We start from the raw sequence: 18,910 nt of genomic DNA on the forward strand, positions 1-18,910 counted from the left end.
AGCGAAATTTACGCAAATAACCCGTTTTTATGAAGGATACTTCAGCACAATATGATGCGGTGGTAGAAGAATGCCGCAGTTTGTTTATTAAAAAGATGAAAGATTATGGATGTGCCTGGCGCATTTTAAGACTGCCGTCCCTTACAGACCAGATCTTTATTAAGGCGCAACGCATTCGCGGACTTCAGGAAAACGCGGTTCAGAAAGTAGATGAAGGTCAGGAACCTGAATTTATAGGTATCATCAATTACTCCATCATGGCGTTGATCCAGCTTGAAAAAGGAGTGGCTGCACAACCCGACCTTTCCACCCAGGAGGTGGCAGATCTTTATGATTCTGTAATAGGGAAGACCAAAAAATTGATGGAAGATAAGAATCACGATTACGGTGAAGCCTGGCGAGATATGAGGGTAAGTTCCCTTACAGATCTTATTCTTCAGAAATTACTTAGGATCAAACAGATCGAAGATAATAAAGGCAAAACCCTGGTGAGCGAAGGGATAAGTGCGAACTATGAAGATATGATCAATTATGCCATTTTTGCCCTCATTCATATTCACGAGAACAGCGAATTAAGTAGATCATAAAATACAGTCAGCATGAAAATTCTTGTAGGTTTTGCCCGTTGGGTAGTAGGAATACTTTTTATTTTTTCAGGTTTTGTAAAACTCAATGATCCTATTGGGTTTTCTTTTAAGCTTGAGGAATACTTCAGCCCATCTGTTCTAAACCTTGAATTTCTGGCACCCTTTGCCCTGGTGATCGCCATTTTACTGGTGGTTTTCGAACTGGTTTTGGGGATCATGTTACTAATTGGCTACCTGCCTAAATTCACCACCTGGTCATTACTTTTAATGATCATCTTTTTCACCTTTTTGACGTTCTATTCCGCTTATTTCAATAAGGTAACCGATTGCGGATGTTTTGGCGACGCGATTCCGTTAACACCATGGCAGTCCTTTTATAAGGACGTGATCCTGTTCGTGTTGATCCTTATTCTGTTCTTTAATAAAAAATATATCGATCCTTATCTGGCTCCGGCTTCCCATCGCTGGATCGTGTTCCTGGCTTTCATGCTGTGCTTTACTTTCGCTTATTACGTTTTAATGCATTTACCGCTGATAGATTTCAGGGCTTATAAGGTGGGGACGAATATTGAAGAAGGTATGAGCGTGCCCAAAGATGCGCCCAAAGCTGTCTATGATTATAACTGGAAGTTCAATGTGAATGGCGAGGAAAAGATCGTGACCACTACGGGGGCATACCCAACAACCGAAGGGGAATTTATTGAAGTGGAAACTGAGCTGGTACAGGAAGGATATGTGCCGCCTATCCATGATTTTTCTATGGAAAAGAACGGGGAAGACTTTACTTCAGAATTACTGAACGAACCTAAATTACTTGTCATTATAGCCTACAGCCTGCGCAGAAGTGAAGCTGATGGGCTCTCCAAACTTCAGCCTGTGATCAAAGAGGCCATAAGTAAAGGGTATAGGGTTATAGGGCTTTCTGCTTCGGGTGACGACCTGAAAGCCGGGATTAGTGAAAAATATGATCTGGACCTGGAATGGTTCTTTAGTGATGAGACCGCTCTTAAGACTATCGTTCGCAGTAATCCCGGAATCTTAACCCTTCAGAAGGGAACCATTACCCAAAAGTTACACTGGAACGATTTAGAGAAATTGGAGCTTTAAATGCTCTGAAATATGACCAAAATCAGCCCTTTGGGCAGCGCTTTCCTCTTGAAAAGCTTCGTTCCTTTTGATGCTATTCGGTATATTTGTGGCCGTTAACAGTGGAGCTTTGTGCTTCCCAAAACATTAAATTTCAAACTAATCAAAATTCATTTTTTTAGTAATCCTTTAGGGGAAACTTCCAAAAATGAATTTTACCTTACCCTTTTAAAATACTGAAAATGAGAGACAAAATAGTTGCCGGTAACTGGAAAATGAATAATGATCTTGCGCAAACCGAAGATCTTTTAGCCAAAATAAAATCTTTAAGATCTGAAAAGGCGGGAGTACGTGTGATCGTGGCACCTTCTTTTACCAATTTATGGCACGCCTTTGAATCTTTGAGGGAAACTTCTGTTGAGGTGGCTGCTCAAAATATGAATGAAAATGAAAACGGTGCTTTTACAGGTGAAGTTTCCGCGTCTATGCTTACCAGTGTAGGTGTGAAATCTGTGATCCTGGGGCATAGTGAGCGTCGTGCGATCTATAAGGAAACAGATGAATTACTTGCTAAGAAGGTGGATGCCGCATTTAATAATGACATGGAAGTGATCTTCTGTTGTGGTGAAGAGCTGGAAGACAGAAAAAGCGAGAACCATTATGAAGTGGTTAAATCACAGCTTGAAAAAGGGCTTTTCCACATATCTTCAGATGCATGGAAGAACGTTGTGATCGCTTACGAACCGGTGTGGGCTATTGGAACAGGTGAGACAGCCTCTCCTGAACAAGCCCAGGAAATGCACGCCTTTATCAGAAAGACCATTTCTGAAAAGTTTGGAGCAGAGATCGCGAATGATGTGTCTATACTTTACGGTGGTAGTGTAAAACCGGCCAATGCAGAAGAGATCTTTGCGAAGGAAGATGTGGACGGCGGACTTATTGGCGGTGCCAGTTTGAAAGCTGAAGACTTTTTAGCGATCGTAGCGGCCATCTAATATGAAAGAAATGAATTATCTGGAGTTTAAATTTGTGATTGAACCTCCGCAACCGGCTACCGATATCCTTATTGCAGAATTGGGATCGATAGGATTCGAAAGTTTTGTGGAGAATGAAGATGGGGTGACGGCTTATATTCCTAAAGAGGAGTTTGAAGCTGAATCAATGGCGGGAATTCACATTCTCCAGTCCAATGAATTCGATATATCTTTTACTCAAACAGAGATCGAGCAGGTCAATTGGAACGAGGAATGGGAAAAGAATTTTCATCCTATTCTTGTAGATGATACTTGTGGGGTTAGGGCTCCTTTTCATCCAAAGCCCGATGTGAAATACGACATTGTCATCGAGCCGAAAATGTCCTTTGGGACCGGCCATCACGCGACCACGCATATGATGATCCAGTTCTTGCTGGGTCACGATCTCGAAGGAAAAAAGGTCCTGGATATGGGATGTGGTACCGGGGTACTTGCTATCGTCGCAGAGAAAAGAGGTGCCGGGCCAATTGACGCGATCGACATTGATAACTGGTGTTACCTGAATACCATTGAAAATGTGGAGCGTAATGACTGCAAGAATATTTCGACTTATGAAGGCGCAGCAGAATTGTTGAAGGGCAGGGAGTATGACACCATTATTGCCAATATTAACCGGAATATACTTCTTGAAGATATTTCAACTTATGTTAAATGTCTGCTTCCTCACGGGGAGTTGTATCTAAGCGGGTTTTACGGCAAGGATATTCCTTTCATTAAGGAAGAATGTGAGAAAAATGGCCTGCAATTTGACAAGCAATTGGAAAGAGATGAATGGGTTGCTCTCAGGTTCTTAAAGAAATAAATTTGAGAGGATTTTTTTATCTTTGGCAAAGAAGCTAATGAAATAGAGTGATTATGAGTACGAAGGAGAAAGTTTTAGAGAAAACAAAAGTTCAGGATAAAGAGTCGCGTTTACATGAGATCGTCTTGTATAATGATGATTACAATACTTTTGATCATGTAATAGAGACCCTTATCATTGCCTGTGATCATCAACCGGAACAGGCTGAGCAATGTGCTTTGTTGGTTCACTACAAAGGAAAATGTGTAGTGAAAACGGGCACTTATAAGGATCTGGAGCCTCGCTGCGGAAAATTACTGGAAGAAGGATTGTCAGCCGAGATAGTATAGATTTACAAACAAAGTGATTAGAAAAGAGGCTGCCATTTGGCGGCCTTTTTAATTTTTAAATAATAGAATCGTTAAATTTTTTAACTAAATTTAGCCTCTGAAAGTTCTGCCCCCTACCTTTTCTTTCATTTTTAATTTATAACCAAATCTTACCAAAATGAAAAAAACCTACTTTTTTATGGTGGTCATAACTATGACCATTATTTACTCATGTTCAAAAGATTCTGAATTATCAGATTTCGATTTCACAGCTGCTGCAGAAGGGGAATTGATCGCTACAGTTGACGGAAGGGAATTTAAAGCAACTACCCAGGATGCTATGTTTTATGAAGGTGATCTGTATCTCACCGCAACCGATCTCTCTACTGGAGAAATGATTTCTATTTCGGTAGCGTCTCCTGAAGAGTCAACTTTTGACCTGGGAAGTAATCGTATATCTATAACTTCTGCCAGCTACACTACAATGGAAAAGTCCAGTTATTTTTCCATTCATCCTGATGCGGGTGGGGAAATCACTATTAGTGAATTGGATATGGATAATAAAACGGTTTCCGGAACCTTTAATTTCAAAGGAATTAAACTTCGTATGGATGCCAGTTATGATGAAGTTATTGAAATTACCAGTGGTGCCTTCAATAAAATATCATTCTATGTTCCTGAGGAATTGACTAACAGCGGAACAGCTAAAATTGACGGAAATCCACTAACCTTTGACACTGTTTATTTCTTTGGAGATTCTTCGGATTTTAGTGTAAGTATGCACGCAAGTAGTAATAACGGTCTCCTAATGTTCCAAATAACGGATATTACTGCTGGAACTTATGATTTATCTGGAGGAACCTGGTCGGCGTCTTATATCATCGGAGGAGATGAATACTATTCCTCCACCGGTACTCTAACCATAATTAATCATGATACTGAAATGGGCTTACTCGAGGGCAGTTTTGAACTTGATGTTCAAAACTCTTCCCCTGATAATGGTGTTAATACATATAAATTTACAGAAGGTGAGTTTTCAATATACTATGTTCCTTAAACATATGGGAAAATTTCTCTTCAATGAATGTTAAGTATATGCATTTGTATCAAAAACTCTCATAAAGAGGCTGCCATTTGGCGGCCTTTTTTTTATGGTTCTTCGGAAGAATTCAGAATTTTTTGAATGATCGAAGTGAACATGTCAATTCCGGTTTGCAGTATCTCATCTGGAAAATCATAATCATTATGATGCAAGGCGGGAACATTAATACCTGCTCCCAATCCAAACATTGCCGCTTTTGTGTGTTGCGAGAACCATCCGAAATCTTCCCCGAACTTAAATGGATGTGGTTTGGTAATTAGTTGGTAGTCATTTTTGATAGCAACTTCTTTTATTATTTCATTGCATTTAGCATGATTTACCGTAGCGAGAAAGTGGTCAAACCATTGAATGTTGAATTTCAATTTTTCATCAGTACAGATTGAACCCACTAGATTAAGGATCTTTTTCTTCAAAACTTCCATCGCTTCTTCAGAGCGAGTCCTTATGGTGTAATGTAATTCCCCTTTTCCGGCAGAAATGCCATATGCTTTGTCACCCATATTCAGGTAAACAGGAGTCAAAAGTGCGAACTCCGGATTGTTTTCATCGGGAATTCTAAAATCGTTTAATCCGGTTATGATCCGGGAAATAGCAACGGCAGGATTTATACCATTTTCCGGTTCTGAAGCATGTGATTGTTTGCCGGTTAATTGTATTGAGAAACTTAATACCGTACAGGAAAAGGCATCTTCAACCGTTATTATGGAGTTCAATGGTTCACCAGGTAAGTTGTGGAGCGCAAAGATATAATCTGGCTTTAAGGCTTTAAACTTTACATCTTTTAATACTTGTAGTGCTCCTTTACCAGTTTCTTCAGCCGGCTGAAAAAACAATATGATCCTCCCTTTTTTGATGGCTTGTGTTTTTATCCACGGAAGGATTCCGGCTACAATCGCCATATGTCCGTCATGCCCGCATTTGTGGGAAATACCTTTTTTTAATGATCGGTGGGAAAATTGATTGGGTTCCTCAATTGGCAAGGCATCCAGTTCACAGCGTATCATAACTGTAGGGCCTTCTTCCGGAAATGAATAGATCAAAGCCAGGCCAGCTCCGCCGAGATCTGAAACGATCTCCACTTCCGAATGGCTTTTTGCGAATTCCTGAATGATCTTGGAAGTGCCCGCTTCTTTTCCTGATAGGTCCGGATTTTGGTGCAGGTGTCTTCTTAATGTAATGATCTCTTCCAGCATACCTTTAGTTTTGTTTTCAGGGATTACAAAATCCATGTAATACCAGAAATTCTTTTCATGATGCTACACATGCTGGTCGAACAGGATCGCATTTCCGTCTGGATCTAGAACCACAAAGCTGCCGGGGCCTTTACCACTTTCATCAACTTCCTGCTGAAGTTCTAAGTTGTTGTTTTTTAGGTGCTTCTGAATACTTCTCACATCCTGGAAATCCTCGATTTTTTGGGCATTGGAATCCCATCCCGGGTTGAAGGTTAAAATGTTATTTTCGAACATCCCCTGAAAAAGACCTATCAGGGTTTCTTCATTTTTCATGATCAAATAGTTCTTGGCCGGGTCTCCGGCAAAAACCTTAAATCCCAGGGTTTCATAGAATTTCTTTGATGCCTTCAGGTCTTTGACGCTCAGGCTTACTGAAAATGCTCCTAGTTTCATGTGTCCTAATTTATTTGTTTGCTAAGCTTTTCGAGGGGTGAAATCCCGTTCCAGCAGGCAATAGATCTCACTGTCTAAAAACCTTCCGTCGTAATAATAGTTTTCTCTAAAATACGCTTCCTTTTTGAAACCTGTACGTTCCAGAATTTTTCGTGAATTCATATTTTCAGGATTGATGTTCGCTTCAAAACTATGGAGATTCAGCTTCTTGAAACCAAATGCTAATGCCGCGTCCATCGCTTCCTTCATATATCCTTTTCCCCAATAAGCAGGGTTAAGGGTGTAGCCTATTTCAGCTCTGAAATTCTTGCTGTCTATGCGCCAGAAAGCAAAATCCCCTATAAAAGCTCCGGAATTCTTTTCGGTAATTGCCCAAAAAATGCCCTTTTCAAGAGAATAGGTGTTTAGATTTTCTTTGATAAATTCCTCTGATTGCGCGATGCTGAGGTGTTCTTTTGAATCCATATGTTTCATCACCCTTTGGTCAGACCGCATGGATTGAACTTCTTTTGCATCTTCCAGGGTAAATTTTCTTAGGATAAGTCTATTGGTTTCTAAAACAGGGAACTCTTTAAAGAATGTTTTGTTGATCATTTATCGATTATTTAATAGCCTGAGATGCCAGAAGGAAAGGTAGTCAAAAATGCCATTTTTAGAAGTTTAGCTGTAATCTGCTCAATAACCGGGTTTTTGCCTGGTGACCTAAATTGGATAATAAATTATTTCAATTTTCTTTCTTTATCAGCTTTATACACACCAAAGAGAGCTAAAAGGACACCTAATACTAAAAAAGTATATTTTAAAAATTTATTTTCTTCAAAAAGGGTGGGGCCAAGCATCGTTAATATAAGTCCTGTTGAAGCTACAGTGATTCCGATATTATTTTTCATTGAAAATAAATTTTGGGTTTAAATATGAGTAGATCAGTTTCTTCTTTTGTTACAATTTGATGTTTTTTCAACACTTATGTAAACCTTTTTCTCGCGAATTTTATTCATTCAGAATCACTGTAAATTAACCATTAATATTCCTGGTTTTTATAAAATTAAGTTTGAGAGGGTAAGTTAAGCTTCTTTAAACTCCTGACCTTAATCATAATTATTCTTCGATAATCCTCTCAACTTTGTCACCTGGAAAGTCAGTATTAATGATAACCGGTTTTTCAGAAAATGAACTTACCTATGGAAAAACAAAAAATAGTAATAGTTGGTGGTGTTGCAGGTGGTGCGACCGCTGCAGCCAGGTTGAGACGTGTAAATGAGAATTCCCATATAGTCTTACTTGAAAGGGGAGAACATATTTCATTCGCTAACTGTGGATTGCCATATTACATAGGTGGTTCTATAGAAAAGCGTGAAAAACTCCTTGTGCAAACCGTAGAAGGAATGTCTCGAAGGTTTAAACTTGATATTCGTAATCTTAGCGAGGTTTTAAACATCAATCGAGAGGAAAAAAGTGTCCGGATTATGGATCTAAGTACAGGAAAGGAATATGAAGAAACCTATGATGTTCTCCTGCTGTCACCCGGTGCAAAGCCATTCCTTCCTCCTGTGACAGGAATATCCGAAGCCAAGAACATTTTTAGCCTGAGAAGTATCCCTGATACCGATAAGATCAAAACATACGTAGAACAGAAAAAACCAAAAAGTGCGGTTATCATAGGAGGCGGATTTATCGGTCTGGAAATGGCCGAAAACCTTCACGAGCTTGGGATAAATATTCGCCTGGTTGAACGCTCCGGGCAGGTAATGGAAGCCCTGGATTTTGAAATGGCTGCGATTGTACAGGAGCATTTACGCGCCAAAGGGGTAGAACTTTTTCTGAATAACGGACTTGAACGAATTGAAGCTGAAGGTAAAAAAGTGATCCTTCAGAATGGAGAGGAACTGGATACAGATATGATAATCATGGCCGCCGGGGTACAACCTGAAAGTAAGCTGGCTGAGGAGGCCGGTTTGGAATTGGGAAGTCGAAATAGCATCCGTGTCAATGAATATCTTCAGACTTCAGATCCATCTATTTATGCTGTAGGAGATGCGATTGAGGTAAAAGATTACATAAGCGGGCAAGCCGGTTTTGTCCCGCTGGCATGGCCTGCCAACAGACAGGGTCGTATTGTCGCCGATACTATTTCGGGTAAGCCAACTGTCTACAAAGGTACTTTAGGCACGGCCATCGCAAAGGTATTTGACCTTACGGCAGCCGTGACCGGAAACAATGAAAAGATATTGCAGCGACGGGGAGTAACATACAAGGTAGCACACATCCACCCCAGCTCGCATGCCGGATATTACCCTGGAGCCACTCCTCTTGCTTTAAAAATGATATTCTCTCCTGATAATGGGACCATCTTGGGAGCACAGGCAGTAGGGGCCAAAGGAGCAGATAAACGCATTGATGTCCTGGCAACTGCCATTAAGGGAGGTCTAACAATTTATGATCTTCCGGAACTGGAATTGGCTTATGCGCCACCTTTCTCCTCGGCAAAAGACCCTGTGAACATGTTGGGATATGTTGCTCAAAACATGTTGGATGGTAAGCTGGAAACTTTTCAGTGGTATGAAGTCCCAGGACTTCAGGAATCCGGGGCTTTCATTCTGGATGTTAGAGAAGAGAAAGAGTGGGAGGCCGGACATATAGATGGAGCGGTACATTTTCCGCTTGACACTTTACGAAACCGTATTCATGAGCTGCCTGCTTCAGAAACTATTTATCTGTACTGTCATGCTGGCCTTCGGGGATACCTGGCTACACGTATTTTGGAAGAAAACGGTTTAAGGGTCAAAAACCTTGATGGTGGAAATAAGACCTACAGAACTGCAATGAACGAGCGGAAATTGACCGAAAAAGCGATGCCGGTACCGGAAGTACTGGGTTAATCATTTGCCAAATTTACAAGTCCTCACGAAAGTGGGGGCTTTTTGTTTACAGTAAGAGCAAGGGGGCGATAAAACCGAGCCTAAAATCGTTCTTATTATAACTTGAAACACCAAATTCTTCTTCAACAGAACCTGGATAATCAAAATACCTACCGATATAAGCTACGTAAAACCGGACATTAGTATTTTTAAAAGGACGGTAATATAAGGTGGGGATCATGCCATAGCTGGTTCGTATGTGGTCATTAGTGGTTTTGACATTATCATAGGCACTGCTGGTCATGAGTGTTAATAATGCCTTGAATTTTTGATTGAAGCGGTATTCAGCCCTTAACCAGTTCTCGATATACATTACATCTTCAGCCACCTGTTCGATACTTACAATATTGGTTACGATACCCTTCGTATCGACCTGTTCATAGCTGTAATGAAAGTCGTACATCAGGTTTAGATTGTTGTTTTCGTATTTATGGCCTAATGTGATAAATGTTGTGCCTCTTTTTTTAACTTCATTTGAATGGCTCACGCTATAAATGGTCTGGATCTTATCATTAAAAAAACTTCCGCGCCAGTTGGCCACAACTGCTACCGGCCAGTCAGGCTCCTGAATGTTTTCAGCAACTATATCCCCGTAAAGGTCATCATAATGCATGGTTCGCGAGTTTAATACCTGCAACCCTAATTTGTGATTTTCCGAAATCTGGTAATTAATTCCCGCTCCTGTTACGAATGCCAGGGCATTGTTATAAATGTCATTATATTCCAGAACATCCAGGTTACTGAACTCATACTCATAGCCCCCATAAAATGCCGTCATTTTCCCTACTAAGAGATTGAGGGTCGGTCCTATTTTTATATCCAGATAAGCTAATTCAATATTGCTGCCCAGTTGATCCAGGGTTTGTACATCACCTCCTTTATTAAAGCGGTTTCTGAAATTGAAATTTATCCTTTCGTGTACTTTCCCAGAGATACCGAGAGCCGTATGCCCGTTTTCAAACTGGATACCATTATAATAATTGTCTCCACCTCGGAAAGTATACGCTTGAAAATCCATACGCATATCAAAGGTGATATTAATGTTTTTTAAGAGTTCGATCTTCTCTAAAGGGATCAAAGGTTCAGGCAGACTATCATTTTGCTGCGGAAATCCCAATAGAGGAGTGAGTAAAAGCACACATAGTAATAATGACTTTATCATAGGAATTAAAATTTGCTGTTTTCTGAAGTATCCTAAGAATTTACTGAATTTTATTGAAATCAGTGTGTAAACTTATAATATAAAAGAGCTTTTATTTCTGATATCCAGAATTTTGCAGGGATTGGAATTGATAAAGGTGTGAATTCTGAGTTTGTACGATAGTAAGTTCGCAACTGCGAGGAGGGACTTTTATTCGGGAACATTAAGCAAATTCATAATAGACCTAAAATGAAAAAAGTCCCCATTTTCATGGAGACTTTCTGCTTTATGTGACCTCGCCAGAACTCAAACATTTAGAACTGCTGGTTTTTATCAACCCGGTATATTCATTAGTAACACATCAAAACCCTTGCATTTAAAGGCTTTATCTGCTATCTGTTTCTGCTAATAAGATTGAATGTTAATTAAAAATGTGGACTAGGTGTGGACTAAATGTGGACTAGTGCTATATTTGTTCCGGAAATCAAACTTAACACATGGCACTTTCTTTCTTTCTTCAATCAAAAAAGAACCCAGCTCCTATATATGTCCGGATTAGAGAAGGACGTGGAATTGACGCTAAGGCGAAGACTAATCTAAAAATAAATCCAGACCACTTTGTCAAGGGTAAAACGAAAAACTTAAGAATGCCGTCTGGAGCAGATATTCAGACAAAGAAGCTAGTTCAGGAAACTAACATGGCTCTAAATAGTCTACAAGAAGATCTTGATCTACTTAGGTTTAGCCTTACTACGGCGCTAAATAATAGAAAGGATTATGAGACTATTAATAGTGACTGGCTAAAGGAGCAAATAAATCCATGCAAGAAGGATGAACTACCGGTAGATCTCATAGGATATTTTGACTACTATTATGAAGTGAAGAAAAATGAGCTAAAACCTACTACACTAAAGAAAAACAAGTCTATCAGGAACAGGGTGGAAGCATTTCAAAAAACGTACGGGAAGATATATATCCAAGAGGTAAACAGGAGGTTTAGTAGATCTTTCCAGAGCTGGTGCGACAAAGAAAACTATGCTAATAACACAAAGTTGCAGACTCTAAAGGTAATTAAGACCATATGCTACCATGCTAAGGAAAATGGAATACCTACACACCCAGAACTGGAATACATTGCTAAAGGGCTTAGATTTCAAAAAGCAGAGCATATTCACCTGAGCTTTGAGGATATCAAAAAAATTGTTGAGGTGAAACTGGAGAAGGAGCGTCTGGATACTGCAAGGGATTGGCTAGTAATAAGCTGTTATACTGCTCAAAGGGTGTCAGACTTTCTGTATTATTCTGAGGATGATGTGACCTATAATATGGAAGAGAAAATGTATATGTTAAACATCAAACAGGACAAGACAGAGAAACCAGTTAGCATTCCGCTTGTGCCTGAGGTGGTTGACATATTAAAAAAGAGGGACGGGAAATTCCCGCCGATCTTTTCAAAAAATGAAGACAGTAATGAAGCGATGTACAATCGAGCTATAAAGGAAGTATGTCGGCTTGCTAAGGTCAATGACTTAGTTGAGGTCCAAATGAAAAACCCAAAGACAAAGAGGAATGAAGAAGTACTAGTGCAGAAGTTTAAAGCAGTAAGTAGTCACATTGGGAGAAGATCTTTCGCTACAAATTTTTATGGTCGTATTAAAACTCCTTTGTTAATTAGTGCAACAGGACATTCAACAGAAGCGCAATTCCTGAGGTATGTCGGTAGAACTGAGGATCAAAATGCTGTTGCTCTTGGCCATGCGATGAGGGGTGTGCTGGAAACAAGAAACAGAGAGCCTCAGCTAAAAGTGGTTAAGGCAGCTGTAAATGAAAATTAACCACCCTTATGCAAATTTTCAATTTTGACTCATACCGCAACTGTTATCCTGAAGGAGTGATATTCGCGGCTATTCAGAAGCTTTTACAATCAGACTACACAAAGTTCACACCAAGAGAAAAAAGGTATTTAATTGCGGATTTTGTAAAGCATATATCAAGCCAGAAGCTTTTAGATCCCACGTTAGATCTTTTGGAAGACTTTGAGCTAATTAGCCAAAGAACGGAGGTTCAGCTGCAAATAGATGCCGCTGGAACAAGTAAAAACTATTCCTCAGAAGACTTATGGAAATTAACAGCTATCAGTTTTTCAGAAGTCATGATTTATTCTTCACTATTAAAGGATTCTGGACAACCGGAAGGTATACCTCAGCTGAGTATGGCATTTTTAGATCGAGCGGTAAGTTCTAATACTGATGAGGTCGTAGATTTTGTGAAACGATCTCAGTATAACGCTTTTATAGAAAGAAATGAAAACCTATCTCTAAGGCAAAGGGAGGAGGATCTAAAAGCCGTAATATCTTCAATGGCTAAAATTGATTACGAGAATGGCACTAGGTTTTTTCAAGAGGAAAAAGAGTATCTATCTTATGTAAAAGAAAATCTACCTGCTGAGGTAAAGGAGCAGGAAGATATTTTCAGCAACCCTTTTCCGGAAGTATTTAAGGGATCTGACAACAGAGCTTTCCTGCTGTTTAAAGAATATCTTGAGCAGCATGTGATAGCTCCTTATGTAGACATTAGCTTCCTTTTTCAACAGCTCAGAAGAGATGGACTTTTGTACCGAATAAAACACTCAGATTTTACGCTGTGGCTGAAGGAGAATCATTTTATTTCTAACAAGGTATTTGAAATCCTCCTAGCACATGGTCATTTTCGTTCCTTAAGTAAATCATCTAGTGAGCACCGGGTAAACAACTATAGATTGATCAGGGAGAAGTACTTCCAATGAAGACGAGTCAAGCAAGAACTAATCTTCAGGTTACATGAAGTTTTTCAGGTCAATATTCTCCATTTCCTTTTCAATGTAGTCTAGAGTTTCCTCTCCGCTCATCTTCAGTATAGGGTGTTTATGTCCAACTTTTTCCTGCAAGATTTCAGCCACCTCTTTAACCCAGTATGTCATGCTCATCTGAACTATATGGCCATCAATTTCTGAGGCCATGTCAGTAATTCGGCTACCTTCTCCAATCCGGTCTACCAAAATTATGGTTGACATATAATGAAGCTGTCTTCCGTGATCCATTTCCCTTTCGAATCTCGATACCTTATCGAGGGAAATTTCTGTGTTTCCTGGTCCTATAAAGCCAATATCAAAACGTGCGCCTACACCCGGTTTTGACAAAATCGTAGCATCACTTTCTCGCTTATTTTTTCTTTGAGAAAGCCAGAAGACTTTGTTGGTTTTGCTGCTTTTTTCAGGATCTATTTGCTCAAAGCCGAGTAAAGTCAAAACTGCTCCCAAAATCAATTTTTCAAACAGCTTTCCGTACATGGACTTTTCACTTCCCCTCAGTGCGAGAGTTTGGGTTCCTATGCCGTAGAAGAGTCTTAAAATACTTGGCCACTTAAGCAGGTAGTTATTCTCAGAGATTGATACTGCCGTGTTTAGTTCTCCAAATTCTTCCGTTAGCTCCTTCGAGGCTGAGGTGATCCTATTGGAAAACTCCTTAAGATGATTTTCTACCTCCTCTGGATTGCTTCGCAAGACGTTTTGTATACTCTTCCCAGTCAATCCTAAGAACCATTGAAGAAAGATCTTCTCCTCAGCCTTCAGTTTGTTCTCGAGCAGCTCATTTGTTACAATATTATCTATGTTCTCCTCAAAATCCTCAAAGGTTTCCAAGCCTTTCAAATAGGTCAAGAAGAAAGAGGCATTCGAGAGAACGATTCTTCTTTGTGTAAGTCCTTCAGTTAGAGTGCGAACGTTTCCGCCGCTCAGGATAGAAGCTACCACTCCATTAATGACCTCTCGACCTACACGGTCAATCATTTCTTTTCCAGTGAATTTTGTTAATCTTCTGCCTACCTCCGGGATTTGCTTGGACAGTAATTTTTTAGCCATAGAGTTATTTTGCAGCAGTCTCCTCGTTAAATGGATTTGCCATGTTGAGCCAGTTTATCTTAGGCATTTCAGCCTTGAACCAGCTTTTAATATTTTTCTTAATCTCTTTCATGTAGTCTTCCTCTCTCTCAAAGAGCACGAATCTCCTATCATTCTTAACAGCCGCCTTTCCGGTTGTGCCTATTCCAGCAAAAGGATCTAAGACTACGTCATTTTTAAACGAATAGTATTTGATGACTTTCTCTGCCAGCTCAAGAGGGAAAATAGCAGGGTGTTTTTTACTGTAAGCTGGATGAATCTTCCAAAGGTTTGTCACTTCATAACCATCCTCAACCTTTGATTCTTCTATGATTTTTTGATCAGGATGTTTTCTGATATGCCAGTCAATCAGTTTATCGGTTTTCTTTCTATAGACCAATACATACTCCGTTACAGGAACCGGTTTATACTGTAATGGATTCCTATCCGCTGAAAACCTTCTGCCTCTACCGGTAGCCCATCCGGCACCTTCTGGTTTAACCCAATGGATATCGTCAATAAATTCAAACCCTTCCTGAATAAACAATTGATGGAAATCAAATGGAACCGCAATTCTTTTTGATGCTTCACTTCTACTAGCTCTCCTTATAAGTACTGGAGATACATTCAACACAAAAAATCTTCCTTCATTTAAAACTCTATGAGCTTGATGAATAATTTTTCGCATTTTCAACAGGTACTCCTCATAGGATAAATATTCCGCATATTCTGGCCTTGCATTGAAGTAGGGAGGCGAGGTAAAAACTAAGTCTACTGATTCGTTAGGAGTCTCTGATAAAAGTTCTTCAGAATCACCGAAACCAACTGTATTACGAAGGGAGGAAATCTTTGGAGGCTCCACCTTTGTTCTTCTTTTTTTCTTTCCAGTCTGTCTTCCCAACAGACGTGATTCTAAAACTTCTTTAGACGTAGTTTTCTTTTCGCTTACAAGGGTAGTCTCAGCATCAACAACTATTTCACCTAATTTTTCTGTGGTTCCTTTATCTTTTCTTAGTACCGGCACTCTCCAAATATGGTATCTGTCATCAACCTCCGGCAAACCGAACTCTGTAACCTTCTCTAAATCAAGAGATTTCAAGTAATTTTTCGCTACGGTTTTAGCTTCAGTAACGGTTTTAACTTTATACTTGTCTTTTTTATTGCTTTTTCTGGTCATCATCAACTTTTTTTCGATTAGCAATGATAAGAAATTTTTAACTTTTGAAGTGGGGGCGGTCCTAAGGTATTTGCTGATAACAACTATTTCTTTCCTATTCATTGCTTTTCCGGTTTTCGGAAAAAACTGCCATAGATCGGAATTGATGCTGAAGGACATTTGCTGAGTAAATAATAAAACAGAAATCATGAGCACAATCACTCAGCTACACAATGCAACCCCAGAAGATCTCATTAACGAATTAAGAGCAGTCTTTCAGAAAGAATTAGAGCAAATAAAGGAACATTTCACTCCCAAGCAACCGGAGGAGCTTCTAACCAGAGAAGAGGTCGCAAAGCTGCTTAAAATTGATATTAGCAGCGTCCACAATTGGAGCAAAAAAGGGACTCTCAAACGCCATGCAATAGGAGGTAGAGTTTATTTTAAGAGAAGCGAAATAGAGGAGAGTTTAATACCCTATTAGATCCTTGCTGAGGCTATATATAATTATACCGTAAAAGGGACTAAAAATTAGACCAATGAAACTGGACACCATTCAACTAAAAACACATACGGGATATTTACAGGATTTTGACAGAAGCAGGTTTAATCATGCGAGAATCAAGAAGGTGAATGATCTTGTTGTAGACAACTATTCTCTTGCTGTTAAATCCTTCGGAATGGAAAGCCTTAACGTTAACGAAACCTTTGATTTCGTTGCTCTACAGGTAAACAGCAAAATACTCAAGGATCAATACTCTGAAGGAATTACTATAAATACTTTAGAGCGACTACTGGCTGAGGTTAGTGCCTTAGGGGTGAAGTTGGATCCTTCTTTTTTAGAGGATTGTGATCTCAAGCGTATTGATGTTGCTGATGATATTTCAGTCACAGCGCCGGCATCCTCTTACTTCAACTCTCTAAATCACCTGATAGCACCAAAGTTCTATAAAACCACCTATGACTCTGGAATCGTATTCAAGGAGAAAATCGCAAGTCAAAAACTGTACACGACATTTTACTCCAAAGAGTCACCTTCAATACAGGACAAGAGGTTCTTCAAAGAATACGCAAAGGCTGCTCTGGGTTTTAAAAACAAGATCAGGATGGAAACCAAGCTCTCAACAGCAGGAACCATTAAGAAATATCTTTCCACCAGTACACTTCCGGAGATACTTCAGGACACAACCCTGAACGCTGTTGCATTTGATAAGATCATTAATGGTCAGCTAGATTTTCCTGGATCAATTACTGCTGAAAACTTAACTCTAACTGAAGAGAAGCATCTCATTTACGCGCAATATTTATTCAGCTTCTACAAAGGAGATCATAAGAGAATAGTGGAACACGTCAAGAGAAAGGTTCCAAGCAAGACAGGAACCTACTATCAGTTAAGGCAGATTGAGAGGTTTTTATCTATCCTAAGCAACAGTAAAGACTCTAGTATACATGCAAATATTGAAGAGGTGAAATCCGGAATAGGTAATTTGCCGCAGCAAAAGCTCCAGCAAAATGCTAGCAAATGATGCGACAAACGATTCGAACTCGGGCATTCAAAAAAACTTAAAATTTTTAAGCTACGTAGTGAAAGGTAATGCCCATACCTTCAGGAAAGCAGTTTTCCTCACAGACATCTTCAACTCGAGATCCCTTACAGTATCACCTCTTCTATCACAGAAGGGGGGATCTGTTTTTGGATCACGGTATTCTACTATAGTTGAGATCTCTTAAGGGTAATCTCTATATAGATTCTACCCTTATATTTTGTAGTTTCCTGTAATATCCAACCCTTGAGAGGTGCCTTTTAATCTACGTTTGTTTGCGTATAAGGATTTCACTAGTATTCTCTGTCTTGCATTCCCTTATGTGTCCCATTATCAAAATATTGCAGCAGTTTTTTACGGGATTCGGGAGCATTATATATATTTATGAAAATTTTAAGAAATGAGCTTCATAAAAAAACATTTGTTCCCTCTTATTTTGCTGTTGATTGCTGGTATCCTGGGACTAATCCTTCTTTTTTACGGTTCTGAAATTGCATGCTTTGCGTTCCCTTTCAATCTTAACAGGAATGGCGAGCTCTTAAAAGTCTCTCTTAGCGTTTTTGGAGGTCTGTTTGTCCTGTATGGGTTATATGTGTCTTTTTTAAGAGCAAGAGCTGCAGAGCGAGCGGTAGAAGCACAGACTTTGGCTATTGCTAATCAAAGTAATGAAATAGAGCTATCAAGAGAATCGCTAACAAGCGAGCAATTTAAGACAGCAATCGAGCATCTCGGGAGTGAAAAAGAACCGGTCATCTTAGGAGGTATTGCAGAATTAAATGATATCGCGGAAAAGTTCCCAGATAAATACGGGAATGTGATACTTGACATTTTTTGTAGCTATGTCAGGTCAGAAGCTAATCTGCAAAAGCAAACACAGGAAATCAAATGGAGTGCTATAAGCCAAATCATAAGGAATCTCTATACTCAGAAAGCATTCTTGGATTCAACCCCTGATCTGCGGAATTGTAATCTTTCAATGATAGAGCTTTCGAACTGTGAGATAAAGAGCTGGAATTTGTGCAAGTCAATAATGCCAATAAGTGTTCATAGAGTTACTTTCAAAGACTGTGATTTCTTAGGATCGAGTCTCCATGCTCCTTCATATAATGATGTACATTTTGACAACTGCGTTCTGCTTGATCTTTTTGTAGAAGGCGGGTACTTGAATTCATGCCGTTTCACTGGAGATACTTATCTTATGATCACAGCATTAGATGTAGTCTTGAGTTACTTGGTGATTGAGTGCACTTTTGGACAGTCAAAATTTTATGCATGCAGGTTAATCGGATGTGACTTAGGAAAAGAAGAGATTTTGAATATGTGTTTTGCTGGTAGTGGCTTATATGCCATGAAGATTCAGAACAGTCTTTACGGCTGTGACTTCAGTGCGGCTGGCTTGGAAAAGGTAGAATTCTTTGGGACGGTTGAACAATGTGTTTTTGATGGAGTGAGCTCTCTAATGGGAACTTTTGAGGAGGAGCTTGATAAGAGGCTCACCAGCTTTATTGGTTGCTATGCCGATACTTCTGGAATTGTTTTTCATAGTGAATACGCCGTTAGTGGTGAATCGCAATTCAATGAAGAGGATGCTTTAAAGATAGTTGAAGACTACAACAAGTTGATTTCTGACCGGAGTCGGAAACCTGACAAAAAAATCGTGTTGTCTTTGAGTGCAAGCCAGTGAAGCG

General features: G+C 39.5%; 19 protein-coding genes. 12 read left to right on the forward strand and 7 right to left on the reverse strand.

The window, feature by feature from the left end:
• Positions 1-29: 29 nt before the first annotated feature.
• From ACFQ1G_RS13605 to ACFQ1G_RS13630, 6 genes are all read left to right on the forward strand, one after another.
• Positions 30-587, forward strand: coding sequence for a DUF1599 domain-containing protein (locus ACFQ1G_RS13605; RefSeq protein WP_380740423.1), 558 nt, complete (start codon positions 30-32; stop codon positions 585-587).
• A 12-nt stretch (positions 588-599) separates the two neighbouring features.
• On the forward strand, positions 600-1,694 hold the full coding sequence (locus ACFQ1G_RS13610; RefSeq protein WP_380740425.1) for a BT_3928 family protein: 1,095 nt from the start codon (positions 600-602) through the stop codon (positions 1,692-1,694).
• Positions 1,695-1,915: 221 nt separating this feature from the next.
• Positions 1,916-2,668, forward strand: coding sequence for a triose-phosphate isomerase (tpiA, locus tag ACFQ1G_RS13615; RefSeq protein WP_380740427.1), 753 nt, complete (start codon positions 1,916-1,918; stop codon positions 2,666-2,668).
• A 1-nt stretch (position 2,669) separates the two neighbouring features.
• Complete coding sequence (prmA, locus tag ACFQ1G_RS13620; protein WP_380740429.1) at positions 2,670-3,509, forward strand: 50S ribosomal protein L11 methyltransferase; 840 nt, start codon at positions 2,670-2,672, stop codon at positions 3,507-3,509.
• Positions 3,510-3,562: 53 nt separating this feature from the next.
• On the forward strand, positions 3,563-3,838 hold the full coding sequence (locus tag ACFQ1G_RS13625) for an ATP-dependent Clp protease adaptor ClpS (RefSeq protein WP_380740431.1): 276 nt from the start codon (positions 3,563-3,565) through the stop codon (positions 3,836-3,838).
• A 157-nt stretch (positions 3,839-3,995) separates the two neighbouring features.
• Positions 3,996-4,874 (forward strand): DUF6252 family protein, encoded by an 879-nt coding sequence (locus ACFQ1G_RS13630; protein ID WP_380740433.1) that lies wholly within the window; start codon positions 3,996-3,998, stop codon positions 4,872-4,874.
• 92 nt (positions 4,875-4,966) lie between these two features.
• Here ACFQ1G_RS13630 and ACFQ1G_RS13635 read toward each other — a convergent pair whose 3' ends face one another.
• The 4 genes from ACFQ1G_RS13635 to ACFQ1G_RS13650 form a co-directional block, all read right to left on the reverse strand.
• Entirely contained in the window at positions 4,967-6,148 is a 1,182-nt protein-coding gene (locus tag ACFQ1G_RS13635; protein WP_380740434.1) for an amidohydrolase, read from the reverse strand.
• A gap of 27 nt (positions 6,149-6,175) precedes the next feature.
• Entirely contained in the window at positions 6,176-6,547 is a 372-nt protein-coding gene (locus tag ACFQ1G_RS13640; protein ID WP_380740436.1) for a VOC family protein, read from the reverse strand.
• Between the two features lie 21 nt (positions 6,548-6,568).
• Positions 6,569-7,141, reverse strand: coding sequence for a GNAT family N-acetyltransferase (locus ACFQ1G_RS13645; RefSeq protein ID WP_380740438.1), 573 nt, complete (start codon positions 7,139-7,141; stop codon positions 6,569-6,571).
• A 125-nt stretch (positions 7,142-7,266) separates the two neighbouring features.
• Entirely contained in the window at positions 7,267-7,437 is a 171-nt protein-coding gene (locus ACFQ1G_RS13650; protein WP_380740440.1) for a hypothetical protein, read from the reverse strand.
• A 291-nt stretch (positions 7,438-7,728) separates the two neighbouring features.
• On the opposite strand from ACFQ1G_RS13650, the gene ACFQ1G_RS13655 reads away from it, so the two are divergent.
• Entirely contained in the window at positions 7,729-9,426 is a 1,698-nt protein-coding gene (locus ACFQ1G_RS13655; RefSeq protein WP_380740442.1) for a CoA-disulfide reductase, read from the forward strand.
• Between the two features lie 46 nt (positions 9,427-9,472).
• Here the strand turns inward: ACFQ1G_RS13655 and ACFQ1G_RS13660 are convergent, their stop codons facing one another.
• A complete protein-coding gene (locus ACFQ1G_RS13660; protein ID WP_380740444.1) occupies positions 9,473-10,627 on the reverse strand; it encodes a porin in 1,155 nt (384 codons plus the stop codon).
• Between the two features lie 476 nt (positions 10,628-11,103).
• On the opposite strand from ACFQ1G_RS13660, the gene ACFQ1G_RS13665 reads away from it, so the two are divergent.
• Together ACFQ1G_RS13665 and ACFQ1G_RS13670 are read left to right on the forward strand one after the other, a co-directional pair.
• Complete coding sequence (locus ACFQ1G_RS13665) at positions 11,104-12,441, forward strand: phage integrase SAM-like domain-containing protein (protein ID WP_380740446.1); 1,338 nt, start codon at positions 11,104-11,106, stop codon at positions 12,439-12,441.
• A gap of 8 nt (positions 12,442-12,449) precedes the next feature.
• Entirely contained in the window at positions 12,450-13,391 is a 942-nt protein-coding gene (locus ACFQ1G_RS13670; protein ID WP_380740448.1) for a hypothetical protein, read from the forward strand.
• A 30-nt stretch (positions 13,392-13,421) separates the two neighbouring features.
• Here the strand turns inward: ACFQ1G_RS13670 and ACFQ1G_RS13675 are convergent, their stop codons facing one another.
• Positions 13,422-14,504 carry a CfrBI family restriction endonuclease gene (locus ACFQ1G_RS13675; protein ID WP_380740450.1) on the reverse strand — a complete coding sequence of 361 codons (1,083 nt, stop codon included), beginning with the start codon at positions 14,502-14,504 and terminating at the stop codon, positions 13,422-13,424.
• A gap of 4 nt (positions 14,505-14,508) precedes the next feature.
• Positions 14,509-15,801 carry a DNA-methyltransferase gene (locus tag ACFQ1G_RS13680; protein WP_380740452.1) on the reverse strand — a complete coding sequence of 431 codons (1,293 nt, stop codon included), beginning with the start codon at positions 15,799-15,801 and terminating at the stop codon, positions 14,509-14,511.
• A gap of 85 nt (positions 15,802-15,886) precedes the next feature.
• On the opposite strand from ACFQ1G_RS13680, the gene ACFQ1G_RS13685 reads away from it, so the two are divergent.
• The 3 genes from ACFQ1G_RS13685 (at position 15,887) to ACFQ1G_RS13695 (ending at position 18,906) form a co-directional block, all read left to right on the forward strand.
• Entirely contained in the window at positions 15,887-16,162 is a 276-nt protein-coding gene (locus ACFQ1G_RS13685; RefSeq protein ID WP_380740454.1) for a helix-turn-helix domain-containing protein, read from the forward strand.
• Between the two features lie 55 nt (positions 16,163-16,217).
• Entirely contained in the window at positions 16,218-17,204 is a 987-nt protein-coding gene (locus ACFQ1G_RS13690; protein ID WP_380740456.1) for a hypothetical protein, read from the forward strand.
• Between the two features lie 418 nt (positions 17,205-17,622).
• Positions 17,623-18,906: a pentapeptide repeat-containing protein gene (locus tag ACFQ1G_RS13695; protein WP_380740458.1), complete on the forward strand. Its 1,284-nt coding sequence runs from the start codon at positions 17,623-17,625 to the stop codon at positions 18,904-18,906.
• The last annotated feature ends 4 nt before the right edge of the window (positions 18,907-18,910 follow it).

This window comes from Salinimicrobium gaetbulicola (assembly GCF_042676025.1).
GTDB lineage: Bacteria > Bacteroidota > Bacteroidia > Flavobacteriales > Flavobacteriaceae > Salinimicrobium > Salinimicrobium gaetbulicola.